This window comes from Burkholderia sp. FL-7-2-10-S1-D7, assembly GCF_001524185.1.
GTDB classification, from domain to species: domain Bacteria; phylum Pseudomonadota; class Gammaproteobacteria; order Burkholderiales; family Burkholderiaceae; genus Burkholderia; species Burkholderia diffusa.
This window is the reverse complement of record NZ_LOWY01000070.1, coordinates 86,313-104,263: the sequence shown is the minus strand read 5'-3', so window position 1 is coordinate 104,263 and position 17,951 is coordinate 86,313. Positions and strand designations below refer to the sequence as shown.

15 protein-coding genes, 1 tRNA gene and 2 riboswitches are annotated in these 17,951 nt (G+C 67.1%); of the genes, 11 read left to right on the top strand and 5 right to left on the bottom strand.

Going from position 1 to position 17,951, the window contains the following annotated elements; all coding sequences use genetic code 11:
- Positions 1-103: 103 nt before the first annotated feature.
- The gene (locus tag WS75_RS21015; RefSeq protein ID WP_059682784.1) at positions 104-985 is read right to left on the bottom strand and encodes a BadF/BadG/BcrA/BcrD ATPase family protein; all 882 of its coding nucleotides are present in this window, start codon (positions 983-985) and stop codon (positions 104-106) included.
- A 141-nt stretch (positions 986-1,126) separates the two neighbouring features.
- On the opposite strand from WS75_RS21015, the gene WS75_RS21010 reads away from it, so the two are divergent.
- Positions 1,127-1,732: a DNA-3-methyladenine glycosylase I gene (locus WS75_RS21010; RefSeq protein WP_059682780.1), complete on the top strand. Its 606-nt coding sequence runs from the start codon at positions 1,127-1,129 to the stop codon at positions 1,730-1,732.
- A 333-nt stretch (positions 1,733-2,065) separates the two neighbouring features.
- Here WS75_RS21010 and rpsU read toward each other — a convergent pair whose 3' ends face one another.
- Positions 2,066-2,278, bottom strand: coding sequence for a 30S ribosomal protein S21 (rpsU, locus tag WS75_RS21005; protein WP_006401410.1), 213 nt, complete (start codon positions 2,276-2,278; stop codon positions 2,066-2,068).
- A gap of 540 nt (positions 2,279-2,818) precedes the next feature.
- Here rpsU and WS75_RS21000 point away from each other — a divergent pair.
- The 3 genes from WS75_RS21000 (at position 2,819) to WS75_RS20990 (ending at position 5,633) form a co-directional block, all read left to right on the top strand.
- Entirely contained in the window at positions 2,819-3,646 is an 828-nt protein-coding gene (locus WS75_RS21000; RefSeq protein WP_059682777.1) for a flagellin N-terminal helical domain-containing protein, read from the top strand.
- Between the two features lie 170 nt (positions 3,647-3,816).
- Entirely contained in the window at positions 3,817-5,283 is a 1,467-nt protein-coding gene (fliD, locus tag WS75_RS20995; protein WP_059682774.1) for a flagellar filament capping protein FliD, read from the top strand.
- Between the two features lie 44 nt (positions 5,284-5,327).
- A complete protein-coding gene (locus WS75_RS20990) occupies positions 5,328-5,633 on the top strand; it encodes a flagellar protein FliT (RefSeq protein ID WP_059682772.1) in 306 nt (101 codons plus the stop codon).
- 594 nt (positions 5,634-6,227) lie between these two features.
- Here WS75_RS20990 and WS75_RS20985 read toward each other — a convergent pair.
- Positions 6,228-6,303, bottom strand: a tRNA-Arg gene (locus WS75_RS20985).
- 252 nt (positions 6,304-6,555) lie between these two features.
- On the opposite strand from WS75_RS20985, the gene WS75_RS20980 reads away from it, so the two are divergent.
- Positions 6,556-7,455 carry a c-type cytochrome gene (locus WS75_RS20980; RefSeq protein WP_059682769.1) on the top strand — a complete coding sequence of 300 codons (900 nt, stop codon included), beginning with the start codon at positions 6,556-6,558 and terminating at the stop codon, positions 7,453-7,455.
- Between the two features lie 90 nt (positions 7,456-7,545).
- Here WS75_RS20980 and WS75_RS20975 read toward each other — a convergent pair whose 3' ends face one another.
- The gene (locus WS75_RS20975) at positions 7,546-9,633 is read right to left on the bottom strand and encodes a UvrD-helicase domain-containing protein (protein ID WP_059682766.1); all 2,088 of its coding nucleotides are present in this window, start codon (positions 9,631-9,633) and stop codon (positions 7,546-7,548) included.
- Between the two features lie 95 nt (positions 9,634-9,728).
- On the opposite strand from WS75_RS20975, the gene WS75_RS20970 reads away from it, so the two are divergent.
- Positions 9,729-10,154 (top strand): FkbM family methyltransferase, encoded by a 426-nt coding sequence (locus tag WS75_RS20970; RefSeq protein WP_218919278.1) that lies wholly within the window; start codon positions 9,729-9,731, stop codon positions 10,152-10,154.
- Positions 10,155-10,175: 21 nt separating this feature from the next.
- Here the strand turns inward: WS75_RS20970 and WS75_RS20965 are convergent, their stop codons facing one another.
- Entirely contained in the window at positions 10,176-10,883 is a 708-nt protein-coding gene (locus WS75_RS20965) for an SGNH/GDSL hydrolase family protein (RefSeq protein ID WP_059682761.1), read from the bottom strand.
- 244 nt (positions 10,884-11,127) lie between these two features.
- Here WS75_RS20965 and WS75_RS20960 point away from each other — a divergent pair, with 244 nt between their 5' ends.
- The 5 genes from WS75_RS20960 (at position 11,128) to gcvP (ending at position 17,837) form a co-directional block, all read left to right on the top strand.
- Positions 11,128-12,180 carry an oxidoreductase gene (locus WS75_RS20960; RefSeq protein ID WP_059682758.1) on the top strand — a complete coding sequence of 351 codons (1,053 nt, stop codon included), beginning with the start codon at positions 11,128-11,130 and terminating at the stop codon, positions 12,178-12,180.
- A gap of 201 nt (positions 12,181-12,381) precedes the next feature.
- The gene (locus tag WS75_RS20955; RefSeq protein WP_059682755.1) at positions 12,382-12,744 is read left to right on the top strand and encodes a hypothetical protein; all 363 of its coding nucleotides are present in this window, start codon (positions 12,382-12,384) and stop codon (positions 12,742-12,744) included.
- Between the two features lie 123 nt (positions 12,745-12,867).
- A riboswitch (glycine riboswitch) is annotated at positions 12,868-12,974 on the top strand.
- Positions 12,975-13,006: 32 nt separating this feature from the next.
- Positions 13,007-13,139, top strand: a riboswitch (glycine riboswitch).
- 84 nt (positions 13,140-13,223) lie between these two features.
- Entirely contained in the window at positions 13,224-14,342 is a 1,119-nt protein-coding gene (gcvT, locus tag WS75_RS20950; RefSeq protein ID WP_059682753.1) for a glycine cleavage system aminomethyltransferase GcvT, read from the top strand.
- Between the two features lie 127 nt (positions 14,343-14,469).
- Positions 14,470-14,850 (top strand): glycine cleavage system protein GcvH, encoded by a 381-nt coding sequence (gene gcvH / locus WS75_RS20945; RefSeq protein ID WP_057926424.1) that lies wholly within the window; start codon positions 14,470-14,472, stop codon positions 14,848-14,850.
- Between the two features lie 59 nt (positions 14,851-14,909).
- Complete coding sequence (gene gcvP / locus WS75_RS20940; RefSeq protein WP_059682749.1) at positions 14,910-17,837, top strand: aminomethyl-transferring glycine dehydrogenase; 2,928 nt, start codon at positions 14,910-14,912, stop codon at positions 17,835-17,837.
- The last annotated feature ends 114 nt before the right edge of the window (positions 17,838-17,951 follow it).

Here is a 17,951-nt window from a genome sequence, read left to right as displayed (position 1 = left end):
TAACGTCGTGCCCGCGGGGCCGCCGGGCGGTTGGGGAATGGAGCGGGTTTCGGGCCGTTCGGCCGGCTCGGCCCACTCACCGCACGCCGCCTACTTGAACCGCTCACCCCGCTTCCGTCGCCCTCAACGCCTGCAGCGCAAGCCGCAACGCACCGTGAGCGGAATCGTCGAGCGGCGCGCGCAGCCGGGCCGCGTGGCGCGCCGGCACGGCCGGCGCCAACGCGTCGGCCAGCCCGCCGCACAGCGCGACCGGCAGCGCCTGCAGAGGATCGAGCGCGTCGATCATCTTGCCGATCTCATCGCCGGCCTGCGCGATCAGCGCCGCCGCACAAGGATGGTCGCGGTGCGCGAACACGATCGGCGCGAGACGCGCGTAGATCGTCTGGTTCGCATCGCACGACCACTGGACGAGTGCGTCGCGATCGTGCGCGCCCGTTTCCGCGAGCAGCGCGCCGGCGAATGCGTCACGCGGCACGCGGCCGTCGAGCGACTGCTGCGCGTATGCAAGCGCGCGCATGCCGAGCCACGCGCCGCTTGCCTCGTCGCCAGACGGGAAACCGAAGCCGCCCGCGATGCGGCAGTCGCCCGCCGCGTCGAGCGCCGCCGCGATGCTGCCCGTGCCGAGCGCGACGATGAGCCCTGGCGCGCCGCCGTGCGCGCCGACGACGGTCGTATACGCGTCGCTCTCGATCGCGAACGCGTCGAGCGGCGCCTGCGCACGGAACGCGGCGAGCCACGCGGCATTGTTGACGCCCGCGAGCCCGCAACCGAGCGCACATTGCGACCAGTCGAACGCGAGCCCCGCCTGCGTGAAGGCGTCGGCACAGGCAGCGCCGATCGATGCCCACGCGCGCTCGATGCCGAGGCCGAGCCCCGACGGGCCGCCGCGCCCCTGCGCGAGTTCGCGCCCGTGCCGGTCGGCCAGTACCACACGGGTGCCGGTGCCGCCGCCGTCGACGCCGATCGCAAAAAGTAGTGCCGTCATGCGTTGATCCTGCTGATTCGAACAGGCGCCAAGCTTAACCGGATCGGCGCCGCGCGCCCATCTGCCGTTCGGCCAGCTATGCCGTGAATGGGCCTTCCGCTATGCTGGCACGATCGAATCGACACTGGAACGAGGCTGACGATGTCGCAGCGGTGCAACTGGGTAAGGACAGAAGCGGATGCTCACTATCACGATACCGAGTGGGGCGTGCCGTCGCACGACGATCGCCATCTGTTCGAAATGCTGATTCTGGAAGGCGCGCAGGCGGGACTGTCGTGGTCGACGATCCTGAACAAGCGCGCCGGCTATCGCGAGGCGTTTGCCGAGTTCGATGTCGACGCGGTCGCGCGCTTCACGCCGAAGCGCATCGAGAAGCTGCTCGAAAATCCGGCCATCGTGCGCAATCGCGCGAAGGTGGAATCCGCGGTGACCAATGCTCGGGCCGTGCAGCGCATTCGCGACGACCACGGGTCGCTCGCGCAATTCCTGTGGTCGTTCGTCGATCACACGCCGGTGCAGAACGCGTGGCAGTCGTATCGCGACGCGCCCGCGTCGACTGCCCAGTCGGATGCGCTCAGCAAGGCGCTGAAGGCGTACGGCTGCAAGTTCGTCGGCTCGACGATCTGCTACGCGCTGATGCAGGCAACCGGAATGGTCAACGACCACGAGACCGGCTGTCCGTGTCACGCCAAATGCGCGGCGCTCGGGGGCAAGCAGCAGCCGGCGCGCAGCCGCAAGGCAGGTTGACGGCGACGAAGCCCGCCCGGCGGGCCGGGGGTTGGTGCATCGGCACGTCACAACGTCACGCGTGGCCCCACGCGCACGCGCTGCGCTTCTTCAATCAGATGCCGATCCCCGTCACGGCGACGCTGAGCGTCGCGATGACGGCTTCGGAACGCGCCCGGCGGCGGCCCGAAGCCGCCGGCAATCCGTCGAATCCGCCGCGTCGCCGTCAGGCGACCGCCCCGCCAACGCTTGAAACCCGAGACCGAAGCCCTTTTTCCGGCCCGGAAAAGCAAAACGGCGGAGCGGCTTCTTTCGAAGCACGCTCCGCCGTTTCGCGGCGAACCGTCGATGCTCTTAGTGGAGCTTCTTCGGCAGCATCTGGCTGCGCAGGCGCTTGTGCAGGCGCTTGACGGCTGCTGCCTTCTTGCGCTTGCGGACTGCGGTCGGCTTTTCGTAGGACTGGCGTTCGCGCAGTTCAGCGATCAGGCCATTTTTTTCGATAGCACGGCGAAAGCGGCGAATCGCCACTTCGAACGGCTCGTTTTCTTTCAGAAGAATCGTCGTCATGTCGTTCCTAAATTGCTTAAACGGTCAAAAACGTAGCGGCCAAGCGCCACGCACCGGCCATCCGGGCGTCCCCACAACAGGCGAAACGAGCGGAAATACGGCCTCGGAGGCCGGAAAAGAGAGGCACAAAGCACCGCGGGTACGCTTCACAAGCCGCGTGCAGCGCCGCGTTTGACTGCCAGCAAGAATGCCGAGACGGCACAGGCTTGACAGAAAATCTCAATTCAGCCCGCCATCATATCAGGAAATCACAGACAAAACTATCCTTTTGTCGATTCCGGTTCGTCGCCCCGTGCGGCGCGGCCGCATACACCATTCAACGGGGCCGTCGCGCAGCCCGGCCGAAATCGATGTCATCCAAGCCAGGCGCGGCCTGCACGGCGATCGCCAGCTTCCGTCCCGATTTTCCTCACACAACCCTCTAAAGTTTTCGCCGGGTGCCGCCGTCAACCAGGAAAGGCGGGCAGCGCGGGACACGGAAAGCGCGACGCCGAACCCGAATCCAGTCAATCAAACAGCGTTTTCCAAACGAGGATCCAAATGCTGAACATCAACACCAACATCTATTCGCAAACCGCGCAAACGAACCTCTCGTCGACGCAGAACGCGCTGTCGCAGGCGATCAACCGCCTGTCGTCGGGCAAGCGCATCAACTCGGCAGCAGACGATGCGGCAGGCCTCGCAATCTCGACGACGATGCAAGCGTCGATCAACGCATACACGCAGGGTGTGTCGAACGCGAACAACGCCGTGTCGATGGCTCAGACCGCATCGAGCGGCCTGTCGGCAATCACCGCCAACTTGCAGCGTATCCGCCAGCTCGCTGTTCAGGCATCCGATTCGTCGATTGGCACATCTGCTGCAAACAACCTCGACACCGAAGTGCAAGCGCGTATCACCGAAATCGGCCGTATCGCGAGCCAAACGACGTTCAACGGCATCAACCTGCTCGACGGCACCGCGAACGCCTCAGGCACGCCGCTGACCTTCCAGATCGGCGAAAAGTCCGGCCAGAGCCTGTCGCTTGACCTGAGCGGCAAGTACGATACGACGACGCTCGCCCTGACCGGCAACGTGAAGACCGTCGGCGCCGCGCAAACGATGATGGACACGATCGACACCGCGCTCGGCACGATCAACACCGCGCAAGCTCAACTCGGTTCCGACATCAACATCTATCAGGCAGCGATCTCGCAAACCACGTCGCAATCGACGAACCTGAACGCAGCAAGCGCGCAGATCACCGACGCAAACTTCGCGCAGGAGACCGCCAACCTGTCGAAGGCACAGGTGCTGCAGCAAGCCGGCATTTCGGTCCTCGCACAAGCGAACTCGATGCCGCAGCAAGTGCTGAAGCTCCTGGGCTAAGCACGCCGGACCGCGCGCCGCGGGGATCGAGAACGACGCGGCGCCGCCATCGGAACGGGAACGCCCTGTCTCCCAATGCTTATCCGATCACGTCGGGTAAGCATTTTGTTTTTCGTGCTTCGGGCATTACGTCACTCTGCCCGACCTTTGCGCAGCATCAATCTCATTGAATGGAGTCCTATATGTCGACGACTACCACCACATCGGCGAACAGCGCACTGGCGGCAGCCGCCCAATCGATCATCAGCGGTGTGACGAATTCGAACACGGACGTCTCGTCGCTCGTGTCCGCGCTGGTCGCAGCGAAGACATCCGCACAAACGACCCAGAACACCAATCGGCAAACGCTCGACAACACGACGCTGTCCGCGATCGGCTCGCTCAAGTCGTCGCTGTCGTCGCTGCAAAGCGCACTGTCCGGCCTGACGGACGGCTCGGCGCTGTCAAAGTTCACGGCATCCGCGAGCGGCAGCGGCCTCACGGCCACTACGTCGACCGGGGCGGTTGCGGGCAACTATTCGATCGCAGTGACGCAGGTCGCGACGGCGCAAAAGCTCTCGTCGATCACGGGAATTCCATCGACGAACCAGGTCGGCACCGGCAATCTGACGATCCAGCTCGGCAGCGGCACGCCGATGACCGTCGCGATCAATTCCGGCACCAACACGCTCGCCGACATCGCAAATGCAATCAACACGGGAAGCGGCAATCCGGGGGTAACGGCCACGGTCGTCACGGGCACGGACGGCTCGCACCTCGTGCTGACGTCCAACGTCACGGGCGGGGCGAACACCATCAAGGTGTCGACCAATTCGACGGACGGGCTGGCTGCGCTGGCAACCGTCGACAACACGGGCGCAGCGACAAACAACTACAAGGAGACGGTCACCGCGCAGGACGCGCAGCTCTCGATCGACGGCACCAACGTGGTTAGCGCGAGCAACACCATCACGGGCGCGATTACGGGCGTGACGATCAACCTGTCAGCTTCATCGGCAAAGGCGACCCAAACGCTCTCGGTCTCGCCGGACACCACCACCGCCGCAAATACGATCAACGCGTTCGTCTCCGCATACAACGCGTTCGTCAGCACCGCATCGTCGCTGTCGAGCTTCAATTCCAGCGCAGCTGCCGGTAGCCAGGGGGGCCCGCTCATCGGCGACTCGATGCTGAATTCGATCGTCAACACGCTGGCGACCAAGGTAGCTCAGGGCGTAACGAGCGGCGGCACTACGGTCAGCCTGAGCGCGATCGGCCTCAACCTTCAGCCGGACGGCACGCTCAGCGTCGACAGCGCGGCCCTGTCGTCGGCACTCGCGAACAATCCGTCATCCGTGGCAACCGCGTTCAACGCGACCAACGGCGTGGGCGCGACGCTCAACAGCAACATCACGACATTCCTGCAGACGGGCGGCATCATCGACACGCGCGTCACGGCGCTGAACCAGGATCTCGCCGATGCGAAAACGCAGGCCACGGCGCTGCAGGCATACGCGAGCCAGCTCACCGATCAGTACAATACGCAATTCACCGCGCTCAATACGCTGATGGCGAAGATGCAAAACAATTCGCAGTACCTGACGCAACTGTTCGGCGGCACCAACAGCGCTGGCGCGCTGGCCACGAACAAGGCATAGCGGCAGGCGGTACCGCGGCCGGATCAATCAACATGGGAGAGAACATGACGACGGACTCGACCACTCTGCTCGAGCGCGTGTGGTCGCTCACGCAGGCAATCGAACATGCGGCATCGATGGCCGACTGGCCGGGCGCCGCGCGCCTCGTCGAACAGCGCTCGCCGCTGCTGATGTCCCTGGCCGCCCCGCAATCGCCCGACGCGCTGGCGATACTGAAGCGCATCCAGGCGATCGACGCGGCCGTGATGGCAGACGCACAAACGACGCGACAGGAACTGCAGGCCGAGTTTCAGGCGGCTATCGGCCGTACGGAAGCAGCGCTGCAATATCAGCGGATCGCGGGTTTCTAAACGAACGCCCTGGTGCCCGCCCCGCCTGACGACCTCGCGTCATCGCCCGGCGGGAACCGCCGCTGCTGCTGCGCCGGGCGTTGCAGTCACTGTTCGACCAGACGTGGCAGGACTTCACTGTCATCGTCGTCTCCGATAGCGCGACATACATGCCCCCATTCGAGGACGTGTTCACATTGCAGGGGGCGCTACGTCCACGTGATCCGCAGCGGCGCGCCCGGGCCAGCCGAAAGCCGCAACATCTGACGCTCGCTTGCTCAATCGCGCTACGTCATGCTTCTCGACGACGACGACACGCTTGAGCCAGCGCACCTCGACGTGCTGGCTCAAGCGTCGGCGCCGACGAGCCGGAAAGCCCACGCGACGAATCCCGGCTCGCCAGTAGTCGCCCCGCCTCCAGATTCCTGCCATTTCTGCTCCAGACGTTAAGTAATTCTTGTTGCGTCTGGACTATTCTCAACTCCGCCACTTTTCCGCCAAATGGCGCATAAGGTGGGGGGTCCCGGCGGCATCCGAAATGAAAAAAGGCCCTTGGCGTTCGCCTCAGGGCCTTGATTTCTCTAGGTTTTATCGACCTAGCATCACTTCGAATTTTGGCGCGCCCGGCTGGGATCGAACCAGCAACCCCTGCCTTCGGAGGGCAGTACTCTATCCATTGAGCTACGGGCGCATGTGACAGTGAAACGACCCCAATAAACCGGCCGCCCACCATTGGCAAGACGGCAAGGATACCCGGTTTCCCATGAAGCGTCCACCTTGCCTGCAGAATCCCCGTCGGGCCCCCATTCGTGCGGGTAAACACGTGCCTTCGCGCCGCTCGCCGTGATGTAAACGTTCCGTCTATAATCGTCCGTGCTTCATTGGACTGCCATTTTGCCGTTGCACCGCGCTCACAATTCCTATTCACGGAGACGAGGCAAGCATGAGCGAAGCACCCCACGAATCTCCCGTCAAAACACCCGGGCAGCTGATCGCCGTCATCATCGCATCATTCGCGATTCCGATCGCCCTGATCGTCCTGTTTGCCACCTATGCCAACCATGCGTTCCGCTCGGGCGCCGGCACGGACGCGCTATCGGACGAACAGGTCGCCGCCCGGATCGCACCGCTCGCGAAAGTCGACGTGAAGGACGCCAACGCGCCCCGCACGTACAAGACCGGCGAGGAAGTCTACAAGGCCGTGTGCGTCACCTGTCACGGCACGGGCGCCGCCGGCGCACCGAAGTTCGGCAACAAGGACGACTGGGCACCGCGCATCTCGCAGGGCTTCGACACGCTGCTGAAGACGGCGCTGTCGGGCAAGGGCGCGATGCCGCCGCGCGGCGGCACGAATCCCGACGACGTCAGCGACTATGAAATCGCGCGCGCGATCGTCTACATGGCGAACAACGACGGCGCGAACTTCCCCGAGCCGGCTGCCCCGGCCGCCAATGCGGCGCCGGCGGCGAGCGGCGCGGCGGGTGCGGCAGGCGCGTCGGGCGCCGATGCGTCGAACGCGCAGGCCGCTGCCGCAATGGCCGCGATCGCCGCGATTCCGAAAGCCGGCGAAAAGCCCGCGGCTGCGCCGACCAGCGCCGACGCCGCATCGGCCGGCAAGGCGCTGTACACGCAGGTCTGCCAGGCGTGTCACGCGGCCGGCGTGCTCGGCGCGCCGAAGTTCGGCAGCAAGGAGGACTGGGCGCCGCGCCTGAAGGACTCGATGGATACCGTCTACAACTACGCGCTGCACGGCAAGGGCGCGATGCCGGCGAAGGGCGGGTCGAGCGCGTCCGACGCCGACGTGAAGGCGGCCGTCGATTACATGGTCAACGCGTCGAAGTAACGTCCGCCGGCCAGAAAAAACCCCCGCGATGCACGCGCATCGCGGGGGTTTTCTTTTGCGGGGACGGCGGCGCCGGCCGCCTCTCGCACGTCACTTCTGCAACAGCGCCTTCAGGCTCGCGAGCCGGTCCTTCGGTGTCATCGGGGCTTCCTCGGGCGTCGGCGGCGGCGCTTCGTCGAGGCCCATCTCGGGGATGAAGCGCGACGGCTCGCACACGACCGTCTCGCGCGCCCGCTTGCGCTTCTTGCACCAGTTCAGGTGCAGGCTGCGCTGTGCGCGCGTGATCGCGACGTACATCAGCCGGCGCTCCTCCTCGATCCGCTCGTTGTCGATGGGGCCGTCGTCGTCGCTGCCGCCGCGATGCGGCATGATCCCCTCCTCGACGCCGACCAGGAACACGTGCGGATACTCGAGCCCCTTCGACGCATGGACGGTCGACAGCCGCACCGCGTCCGGATCCTCGTCCTTGCCTTCGAGCATCGACATCAGCGCGACGGTCTGGATCAGGCCGAGCAGATTCTTGCCGGTGTCCGCCAGCCCGTCGGCGTTGTGGAACCCGTCCGCCTCGCCGTCGACGGCTTCCGTCTCGGGCTTGGTGCCCTTGCGCTTCAGCCATTCGAGGAATTCGAGCACGTTCTGCCACTTCGACTGCGCCTGCCGCTCGTCGAACGCATCATACAGATAGGCCTCGTAGTGGATGGCCTCCATCATGTCGTCGAGCACGACGGTCGCGGGCTCCTTGTCTGCGCGATCGGTCAGGCGCTGGATGAAGTCGCAGAACATCCTGAGCGGCTCGATCTGCCGCGCGGACAGCCGCGCCTCGATCCCGCCCATGTACACGGCCTCGAACAGCGACACCTTCGCCTGGCCCGCAAACGAGCCGAGCGCTTCCAGCGTCGTGTTGCCGATCCCGCGGCGCGGCGTCGTGACCGCACGGATGAACGCGGGATCGTCGTCGGCGTTCGCGATCAGGCGCAGGTACGCGCACAGGTCCTTGATCTCGGCCTTGTCGAAGAACGACTGGCCGCCCGACAGCACGTACGGGATCCGTTCACGCCGCAGCACCTGCTCGAAGATCCGCGCCTGGAAGTTGCCGCGATACAGGATCGCGTAGTCGCGGAACTGCGTGCGCCGCTCGAACTTGTGCGCGGACAGCCGGAACACGACCGATTCGGCTTCGTGTTCCTCGTCGTTGCACGGCGTGACGGTGATCGAGTCGCCCATCCCGTGCTCGGACCACAGCTTCTTCTCGAACAGCTTCGGGTTGTTCGCGATCACGTTGTTCGCGGCGGTCAGGATCCGCACCGTCGACCGGTAGTTCTGCTCGAGCTTGATCACGTGCAGCTTCGGGAAATCCTTGCCGAGCTGCGCGAGGTTTTCGAGCGTCGCGCCACGCCAGCCGTAGATCGCCTGGTCGTCGTCGCCCACCGCCGTGAACGCGGCGCGCGGGCCGGCGAGCAGCTTGAGCAGCTCGTACTGGCACGCGTTGGTGTCCTGGTATTCGTCGATCAGCAGGTAGCGCAGCTTGTTCTGCCAGCGGTCGCGCACCTGCTCGTTCTTCGCGAACAGCTCGGCCGGCAGGCGGATCAGGTCGTCGAAGTCGACCGCCTGATACGCGTGCAGCGTCGCGACGTAGTTGCGGTAGACCAGCGCGGCCTGGTGCTCGTCCTCGTTGGCCGCGATCGCCATCGCCTCATCGGGCATGATCAGGCCGTTCTTCCACAGCGAGATCGTGCTCTGGATCTTGCGGATCAGGCCCTTGTCGGTGGTGCCGATCTGCTCCTGGATCATCCCGAAGCAGTCGTCCGAATCCATGATCGAAAACTGCGGCTTCAGGCCGACGTGCTCGGCCTCCTGGCGCAGGATCTGCACGCCGAGCGAGTGGAACGTGCACACGGTGAGCTGGTTGACGGGCACCTTGCGGCCTTCCTTGCCGGGCGTGGTGAGCGTCTTGTCCTCCAGCAGCTTCGACACGCGCTCGCGCATTTCGGCCGCGGCCTTGTTCGTGAACGTGACGGCCGCGATGTGGCGCGGCTCGAAACCTTTCGCTTCGATCAGGTGCGCGATCTTCTGCGTGATCACGCGGGTCTTGCCGCTGCCCGCGCCGGCGAGCACGAGGCAGGGACCGTCGAGGTAGCGCACCGCTTCGTTCTGAGCGGGGTTGAGGCCTGCGGACATGATGACGGATGATGTTGCGGTTGACGGCGGAACGCCGGGAGGATGCCGCGCGCGGCAGGCCTGGAATGCAGGCGGACACGCGGGGCAGGACGCGCATGTTAACACGTCGGCGGCGGCCGGCGGATGACGATGCCGCCGGGCGGCGACGCGCGACACCGGCGGGCTTCGCGCCCCTTTTCCCGCACCCTTTTCCCGCACCCTTTTCCTGCACCCTCGACACCCTCAACTTCCCGAAGTCGCCGGCGCTGATCAAGATCGACGTCGAAGGGCTCGAACTCGACGTGCTGAAAGGCGGCACGGCCTTCCTCGAACGGCACGGCTTTCCGCCGCTGCTGCTCGAGGCCTGGAACCTCGAATGGTTCTCGGAAAAGCGCGCCGCGCTGCTCGACTACCTGAAGACGCTCGGCTACACGTGGTTCGCGATGGGCGACGAGCTCGTCGCGCAGCATCCGTCGTTCGCGCGGCAGGTCAGCTTCGAGACGGGCGCCGACGGCGTGATCCGGATGAACCGCACCCGCTGACGGTTCGCCCCCGGCGCAACGTCACGCGCGCAGGCGCTGCCTGAGCGCGTCGGCGGCCTGTGCGGCCCAGGCGGCGCACGCGGCCGCGCCGGGATGAAAGCCGTCCGCCGCCATCAGGTGCGGCTCGAGCGGCAGCGCGACGCGCAGGAACGTACAGCGCGATTGCGTCGCGGCCCACTCGGCGAGCGTCGCGTTGAGCCGCTTCGCGCGCAGGCCGAGATACCACGCCAGCGGCTGCGGCAGCGCCGGGAAGCGCTCGATCGGCGGCACCGCCGACAGGATCACGTGCGCGACCCCGAATCGCGCGGCGAGCAGGTCGACGAGCGCCGCCTGCGCGGCGCGCCAGCGCGCCGGCGACACGCCGCCCGTCACGTCGTTCACGCCGAGCGACGTCACTGCCACATCGAACGGCTGCGCCGGCTCGGCGGCAAGCCAGTCGACGAGTTCCTCGGCGGTCAGCCCCGTGCGCGCCAACAATTTCCAGCTCACGCGGTGCGATGCCGCAAGCGCGCGGGCGAGCTGCCCCGACAGCGCGTCGCGCTGCGACGCGACACCGACGCCCGCGGCAGCCGAATCGCCCAGCACCAGCACGCGCAGTGGCGGCCCGTCGCCGGCCGTGCCGTCACGCGGGCCGGCCGCCTCGGCGAGCCGCGGCGTGACGCGGCGGACACGACGCCCCTGCAGCAGCAGCAACGGGCCGAGGGCGGCGGTGGCGAGCGGATATCCCATGGTTTCGATCCGGTAACGGGGCAAGCAGGCGACGCGGAACACGCGCCGGAACAGCCCCCATTGTGTCGGATTCGCGCGCCGGCGGGCGCGAACCGGCCATTCGGCCGAGGTCGTGCGCACGCGCACCGGTTCCTTGTCCGTTCGGCCAACGCCAGCTCGCGCGCGTGCCGCCGTGCCACAATAGCCGTCCGCGCGGCCGGTGGCCGCAGCGCTTTGCCCCTTCGTACGCAGCCAAGGATTTGTCATGTCGTCATTGCTCAGGATTGGTTTGATGGGTTTCGGTTTCGCCGGCGCGACGTTCCACGCGCCCGTGATTGCCACGAGCGGCCGCACCGAGATCGCCGCGATCGCGACGGGTCAGCCCGATCGCGCGCGCGCCGCATACCCGGGCGCACGCATCGTCCCCGATCTCGACACGCTGCTCGGCCTCGACGACATCGACTGCGTGGTGATCGCCACGCCGAACGACACGCACTTCCCGCTCGCCCGCCAGGTGCTCGAAGCCGGCCGCCACGTCGTCGTCGACAAGCCCGTCACGCTCACGGCCGACGAAGCGCTCGCGCTCGCGCGGCTCGCGAACGCGCGCAGCCGCCTGTTCGCGCCGTTCCACAACCGCCGCTGGGACGGCGACTTCCTCACCGTGCGGCGCATCGTCGAATCCCGTGAACTCGGCCGGCTCACGTATTTCGCGTCGCACTTCGACCGCTTCCGGCCGACCCCGCGCACGCGCTGGCGCGAGGAGCCCGCACGCGGCGGCGGCCTGCTGCTCGACCTCGGCCCGCACCTGATCGACCAGGCGCTCGCGCTGTTCGGGCTGCCGGAAACGGTCAGCGCCACGGTCAAGACGCGCCGCGACAACGGCACGGCGCCCGATTTCGTGCACGTGCTGCTCGGCTATCCGGACAAGGACGTCGCGCTGCACGCGAGCGCGCTGTCGGCGATCGAGCCCGCGCGCTTCACGCTGCACGGCACGCGCGGCAGCTACCAGAAGTTCGGGCTCGACACGCAGGAAGATCAGTTGAAGGCAGGCCTCACGCCGGACCATGTCGAGTTCGGCGGCGGCAACCCGCCCGGCGTGCTGCGCGTGCTCGACGGCGAAGTCGAGGTCGAGCGGCCGGTGCCGACGCTCGACGGCCAGTACGCGGAGTTCTACCGCGCGCTCGCCGCGTCGGTCCACGACGGCGCGCCGTTCCCGGTCACGCCGCAGGACGCCGTCGACGTGATGACGATCATCGAGCTCGCCGCGCAAAGCGAGCACGAAGGCCGCCGGGTACCGTTCGTGCGCCGCATCGTCTAACCGCCGGCCGGGTCGGCACCGGCCCGGCCTCGGCCGCCACCCCGCGCCGCGCCGTCCCCGGCAGCGGCCACGCGTCAGCCGCCGCGACGGCACGGTCCCGAACATTCCGTTACAAATGGTGCGGGAACGAAAGTCATCGGTCGCCCGGTCTGAAGCGTTTCTCAAAAAGTCGATCCGACACCAAACCGTCAGGAGAATGTGATGCAACGGTTGATTCGCGCAGCGGCATGCTGCGTCCTGGTTTCCTCGCTCGCGGCCTGTGTCGTGCAGCCGCAGCGGCCGGCCCGACAGGCGCCCCCGCCGCGGCCGAACCCGCAAGTCGTCGCGAACGATCGCCTGCTGGAGGTCCAGGGCCGGATCGACAACCTGCACCGCCGGATCGACTCACGCGTCAACGGCGGCTACTACCCGCCGCCGTACGGCGCGCAGCTGCACCACCGGCTCGACGTGATCCGCCAGGAAGCGAACGACATGTCGGCGCAGCACAACGGCGGCCTGTCCGGCGACGAGCAGCGCGTGCTGAACCAGGAACTCGACACGGCCGCGCGCGCGATCGGCGAGTAATACCGGCCCAGCCGTGACAGGCCGGTGCCGGCAAAAGCGGCGGCGCCCCTCACGCCGCCGCTTGTCGCGAAGCGACATTCTTTTGCTCAAATTGACAATGCCCACCCGCTCGCGTACAGTCGCCCGCACGCGTCGGGAGAGCGTGTGACCGCGTAGCAACTTGCAACGCCGGTCGCGCCGCCGAAGGGGCACACCCGCAAACTCTCAGGCAAAAGGACCGACCGCGTCGGGGAATCCCGTCCGCGCTTCGCGCGGGCCGCACTCCCCGCACTCTGGAGAGCGGCAGTAGCCCGCTGCGCGATTGCAGCGCGGGCAGGCTGCCCACCGAAGGGGCGCGCGTTCGCCGGCTTTGCCCGCGGCGCAATCTCTCAGGTATCGAGGACAGAGGGGCATGTATCGCATCGCTCGCAGGCCCACGGCCGCGACGGTCGGCACATGGCCGTTCTGACCCGCGCGCAAGCGCCTTGCCTGAGGCCTCGATGACTGCACTGAATCACACCCCGCTCAACGCCGCGCACCGCGCGCTCAATGCCCGCATGGTCGACTTCGGCGGCTGGGACATGCCCGTCAACTACGGCTCGCAGATCGAAGAACACGAAGCCGTGCGCACCGACGCCGGCATGTTCGACGTATCGCACATGTGCGTCGTCGATTTCACCGGCAGCCGCGTGCGCGCGTTCTTCGAACACGCGATCGCGAACAACGTCGGCAAACTCAAGACCCCCGGCAAGGCGCTCTACTCGTGCCTGCTCAATCCGCAGGGCGGCGTCATCGACGACCTGATCGTCTATTACTTCACCGAAGACTTCTTCCGCGTCGTCGTCAACGCCGGCACGGCCGAGAAGGACATCGCGTGGTTCAACCAGCTCAACGAACAAGGCGGCTACGGCCTGACCATCGCGCCGCGCCGCGATTTCGCGATCGTCGCCGTTCAGGGCCCGAACGCCCGTGAAAAGGTCTGGACGACGGTGCCCGCCGCGCGTGCCGCGACGAGCGAACTGAAGCCGTTCAACGCCGCGCAGGTCGCCGGCACGCCGTTCGGCGATCTCACCGTCGCGCGCACCGGCTACACCGGCGAAGACGGCTTCGAAGTGATCGTCCCGGCCGTGCACGTCGAAGCGCTGTGGGCCGCGCTGCAGCAAAACGGCGTGCGCCCCTGCGGGCTTGGCGCGCGCGACACGCTGCGCCTCGAGGCCGGCATGAACCTGTATGGCCAGGACATGGACGACACCGTGTCCCCGCTCGACGCAGGCCTCGCGTGGACGGTCGACCTGTCCGCGCCGCGCGACTTCGTCGGCCGCGCCGCGCTCGAGCGCGACGGCTCGCGCGCTGCGTTCGTCGGCCTGATCCTGCAGAAGGAAAACGGCAAGGCGGGCGGCGTGCTGCGCGCGCACCAGAAGGTCGTCACGCCGCACGGCGAAGGCGAAATCACGAGCGGCACGTTCTCGCCGTCGATGCAGGAATCGATCGCGTTCGCGCGCGTGCCGGCGGCCGTCCAGGTCGGCGACACCATTCATGTGCAGATTCGAGACAAGCAACTTCCCGCGCGCGTGGTAAAACTGCCGTTCGTGCGCAACGGCAAGGTCCTCGCTGCGTAACGACCGAGAGGCGACCGGGAGGCCGCCTCCCGGGGAAGCCGGGAAATGGCGCCCGGCGCAACCACACCCGGCGCGCCCCGGCGGCGCGCCAGCATAACGAACACACCCTTTTATCCAGGAGCATCCGATGAGCAACGTCCCGGCCGATCTGAAATACACCGACGAACACGAGTGGATCCGCACCGAAGCCGACGGCACGCTGACGGTCGGCATCACCGATCACGCGCAGAGCACGCTCGGCGACATCGTCTTCCTCGAACTGCCGCAAGTCGGCAAGTCGGTGAACGCGGGCGACGCCGTCGGCGTCGTCGAATCGGTGAAGGCGGCATCCGACATCTACTCGCCGGTGTCCGGCGAAGTCGTCGCCATCAACGAAGAAGCCGCCGACTCGCCGGAAGAAGTGAACAGCGACGCATACGGCACGTGGCTCTTCAAGATCAAGCTCGCGGCCGGCGCCTCGACCGACAAGCTGATCGACGCTGACGCCTACAGCAAGCTGATCGACTAATTTTCCCTACCCGAACCGCGCGGCCGGCCAGCCGGGCCGCGCGGGACCAGAGTCACGCCATGAAGCTCGAACACCCGGACCGCCTGATGAACCGCACGCCCCTCTCGCTCGCCGCGCTCGAAACGCACGACGCGTTCGCCGAACGCCACATCGGCCCCGATGCCGCCAGCCAGCAGGCCATGCTCGACACGCTCGGCTTCGCGTCGCGCGCCGCCCTGATCGACGCCGTGATCCCGGCCTCGATCCGCCGCGCCGAAACGCTGCCGCTCGGCCCGTTCGCGCAACCGAAGAGCGAGGCCGAAGCCCTCGCCGCGCTGCGCGCCCTCGCGGACAAGAACCAGGTGTTCCGCTCATTTATCGGCCAGGGCTATTACGACACGCACACGCCGGCCGTGATCCTGCGCAACGTGCTCGAAAACCCGGCGTGGTACACGGCCTACACGCCGTACCAGCCCGAAATTTCCCAGGGTCGCCTCGAGGCGCTCCTGAACTTCCAGCAGATGGTCGCCGACCTCACGGGCCTCGCGATCTCGAACGCATCGCTGCTCGATGAAGCAACGGCCGCGGCCGAAGCGATGACGCTGCTGCAGCGCACCGGCAAGCCGGCGTCGAACGTGTTCTACGTCGCCGACGACGTGCTGCCGCAGACGCTCGAGGTGATCCGCACGCGCGCGCTGCCGATCGGCATCGAGGTCAAGACGGGCCCGGCGGCCGACGCCGCGCAGGCCAACGCCTTTGGCGTGCTGCTCCAGTACCCGGGCGTCAACGGCGACGTGCGTGACTACCGCGCGCTCACCGAAGCGATCCACGCGGCGGGCGGCCATGTCGTCGTCGCGGCCGACCTGCTCGCACTGACCGTGCTGACGCCGCCGGGCGAATGGGGTGCGGACGTCGCGGTCGGCAACACGCAGCGCTTCGGCGTGCCGATGGGCTTCGGCGGCCCGCACGCCGCCTACATGGCCGTGCGTGACGAATTCAAGCGCCAGATGCCGGGCCGCCTCGTCGGCGTGACCGTCGACGCGCAGGGCAAGCCCGCGCTGCGTCTCGCGCTGCAGACCCGCGAACAGCACATCCGCCGCGAGAAGGCGACGTCGAACGTGTGTACCGCGCAGGCGCTGCTCGCGATCATGGCCAGCATGTACGCGGTCTACCACGGCCCGCACGGCCTGAAGACGATCGCGCTGCGCGTGAACCGCATCGCGGCGCTCGTCGCCGCCGGCGTGAAGCAGCTCGGCTTCGCGACCGTCAACGACACGTTCTTCGACACGCTGACGATCGACACCGGCGCGCGCACCGCGCAGGTTCACGAATTCGCGAAGGCGAAGCGCATCAACCTGCGCCGCGTGAGCGACACGCAAGTCGGCGTGTCGGTCGACGAAACGACGACCCGCGACGACCTCGCTGATCTCCTCGCCGTGTTCGCGCAAGCCGCGGGCGGCACCGCGCCGGCCGTCGACGCACTGGACGCGGGCCTCGCCGGCGTCGCCGCGCTGCCGGCCGGCCTCGAGCGCACGAGCGCGTACCTGACGCACCACGTGTTCAACCGCCACCATTCCGAAACCGAAATGCTGCGCTACCTGCGCAGCCTGTCGGACAAGGATCTCGCGCTCGACCGCTCGATGATCCCGCTCGGCTCGTGCACGATGAAGCTGAACGCGACGTCGGAAATGCTGCCGGTCACGTGGCCCGAATTCGGCCGGATCCACCCGTTCGCGCCGGCCGAGCAGACCGTCGGCTACCGCGAGATGATCGACCAGCTCGAGCAGATGCTGGTCGCGGCCACCGGCTACGCGGCCGTGTCGCTGCAGCCGAATGCCGGCTCGCAGGGCGAGTACGCGGGCCTGCTGATCATCCACGCGTACCACGCTTCGCGCGGCGAAGCGCATCGCGACGTGTGCCTGATCCCGGCATCCGCGCACGGCACGAACCCGGCGTCCGCGCACATGGCCGGCATGAAGGTCGTGGTCGTCGCCTGCGACGCGCAGGGCAACGTCGACATCGCCGACCTGAAGGCGAAGGCCGAGCAGCACGCGAACGACCTCGCGGCGATCATGATCACGTATCCGTCGACCCACGGCGTGTTCGAGCAGAACGTCCGCGAGATCTGCGAGATCGTGCACGCGCACGGCGGCCAGGTGTACGTCGACGGCGCGAACATGAACGCGATGGTCGGCCTGACCGCGCCGGGCCAGTTCGGCGGCGACGTGTCGCACCTGAACCTGCACAAGACCTTCTGCATCCCCCACGGCGGCGGCGGCCCGGGCGTCGGCCCGGTCGCGGTCGGCGCGCACCTCGCGAAGTTCCTGCCGAACCAGCGTTCGACCGGCTACGCGCGCGCGGAAGACGGCATCGGCGCGGTGTCGGCCGCACCGTACGGCTCGGCGTCGATCCTGCCGATCTCGTGGATGTACATCGCGATGATGGGCGCGAAGAACCTGACCGCCGCCACCGAAACCGCGATCCTCAACGCGAACTACATCGCGAAGCGCCTCGCGCCGCACTACCCGGTGCTGTATTCGGGCCCGGGCGGGCTGGTCGCGCACGAGTGCATTCTCGACCTGCGTCCGCTCAAGGAAACCAGCGGCATCAGCGTCGACGACGTCGCGAAGCGCCTGATGGACTACGGCTTCCACGCACCGACGATGAGCTTCCCGGTGCCGGGCACGCTGATGGTCGAGCCGACGGAATCGGAATCGCAGGAAGAACTCGACCGTTTCATCGCCGCGATGATCGCGATTCGCGATGAAATCCGTGCGGTCGAGGAAGGCCGCGCCGATCGCGAGGACAACCCGCTGCGTCACGCGCCGCACACGGCAGCTGTCGTCACCGCGAACGAATGGCCGCACGCGTACTCGCGCGAGCAGGCTGCGTACCCGGTCGCATCGCTCGGCACGAACAAGTACTGGCCGCCGGTCGGCCGTGCGGACAACGCCTACGGCGACCGCAACCTGTTCTGCTCGTGCGTGCCGATGTCGGAATACGCATAACGCCCGTCGCGCACCAGAGTCCGGCCGTGACCACACCGCACGCAACTTCCGGTTGCGTGCGGTTTTTACGTTCGCCGCCAGCCCGATCGATTCACGCTTGCCCCCCAATGCGGC

Coding starts and splice junctions, on each gene's coding strand:
- WS75_RS21015 (WP_059682784.1), bottom strand. CDS start 985: ATGACGGCACTACTTTTTGCGATCGGCGTCGACGGCGGCGGCACCGGC.
- WS75_RS21010 (WP_059682780.1), top strand. CDS start 1,127: ATGTCGCAGCGGTGCAACTGGGTAAGGACAGAAGCGGATGCTCACTAT.
- rpsU (WP_006401410.1), bottom strand. CDS start 2,278: ATGACGACGATTCTTCTGAAAGAAAACGAGCCGTTCGAAGTGGCGATT.
- WS75_RS21000 (WP_059682777.1), top strand. CDS start 2,819: ATGCTGAACATCAACACCAACATCTATTCGCAAACCGCGCAAACGAAC.
- fliD (WP_059682774.1), top strand. CDS start 3,817: ATGGAGTCCTATATGTCGACGACTACCACCACATCGGCGAACAGCGCA.
- WS75_RS20990 (WP_059682772.1), top strand. CDS start 5,328: ATGACGACGGACTCGACCACTCTGCTCGAGCGCGTGTGGTCGCTCACG.
- WS75_RS20980 (WP_059682769.1), top strand. CDS start 6,556: ATGAGCGAAGCACCCCACGAATCTCCCGTCAAAACACCCGGGCAGCTG.
- WS75_RS20975 (WP_059682766.1), bottom strand. CDS start 9,633: ATGTCCGCAGGCCTCAACCCCGCTCAGAACGAAGCGGTGCGCTACCTC.
- WS75_RS20970 (WP_218919278.1), top strand. CDS start 9,729: ATGTTAACACGTCGGCGGCGGCCGGCGGATGACGATGCCGCCGGGCGG.
- WS75_RS20965 (WP_059682761.1), bottom strand. CDS start 10,883: ATGGGATATCCGCTCGCCACCGCCGCCCTCGGCCCGTTGCTGCTGCTG.
- WS75_RS20960 (WP_059682758.1), top strand. CDS start 11,128: ATGTCGTCATTGCTCAGGATTGGTTTGATGGGTTTCGGTTTCGCCGGC.
- WS75_RS20955 (WP_059682755.1), top strand. CDS start 12,382: ATGCAACGGTTGATTCGCGCAGCGGCATGCTGCGTCCTGGTTTCCTCG.
- gcvT (WP_059682753.1), top strand. CDS start 13,224: ATGACTGCACTGAATCACACCCCGCTCAACGCCGCGCACCGCGCGCTC.
- gcvH (WP_057926424.1), top strand. CDS start 14,470: ATGAGCAACGTCCCGGCCGATCTGAAATACACCGACGAACACGAGTGG.
- gcvP (WP_059682749.1), top strand. CDS start 14,910: ATGAAGCTCGAACACCCGGACCGCCTGATGAACCGCACGCCCCTCTCG.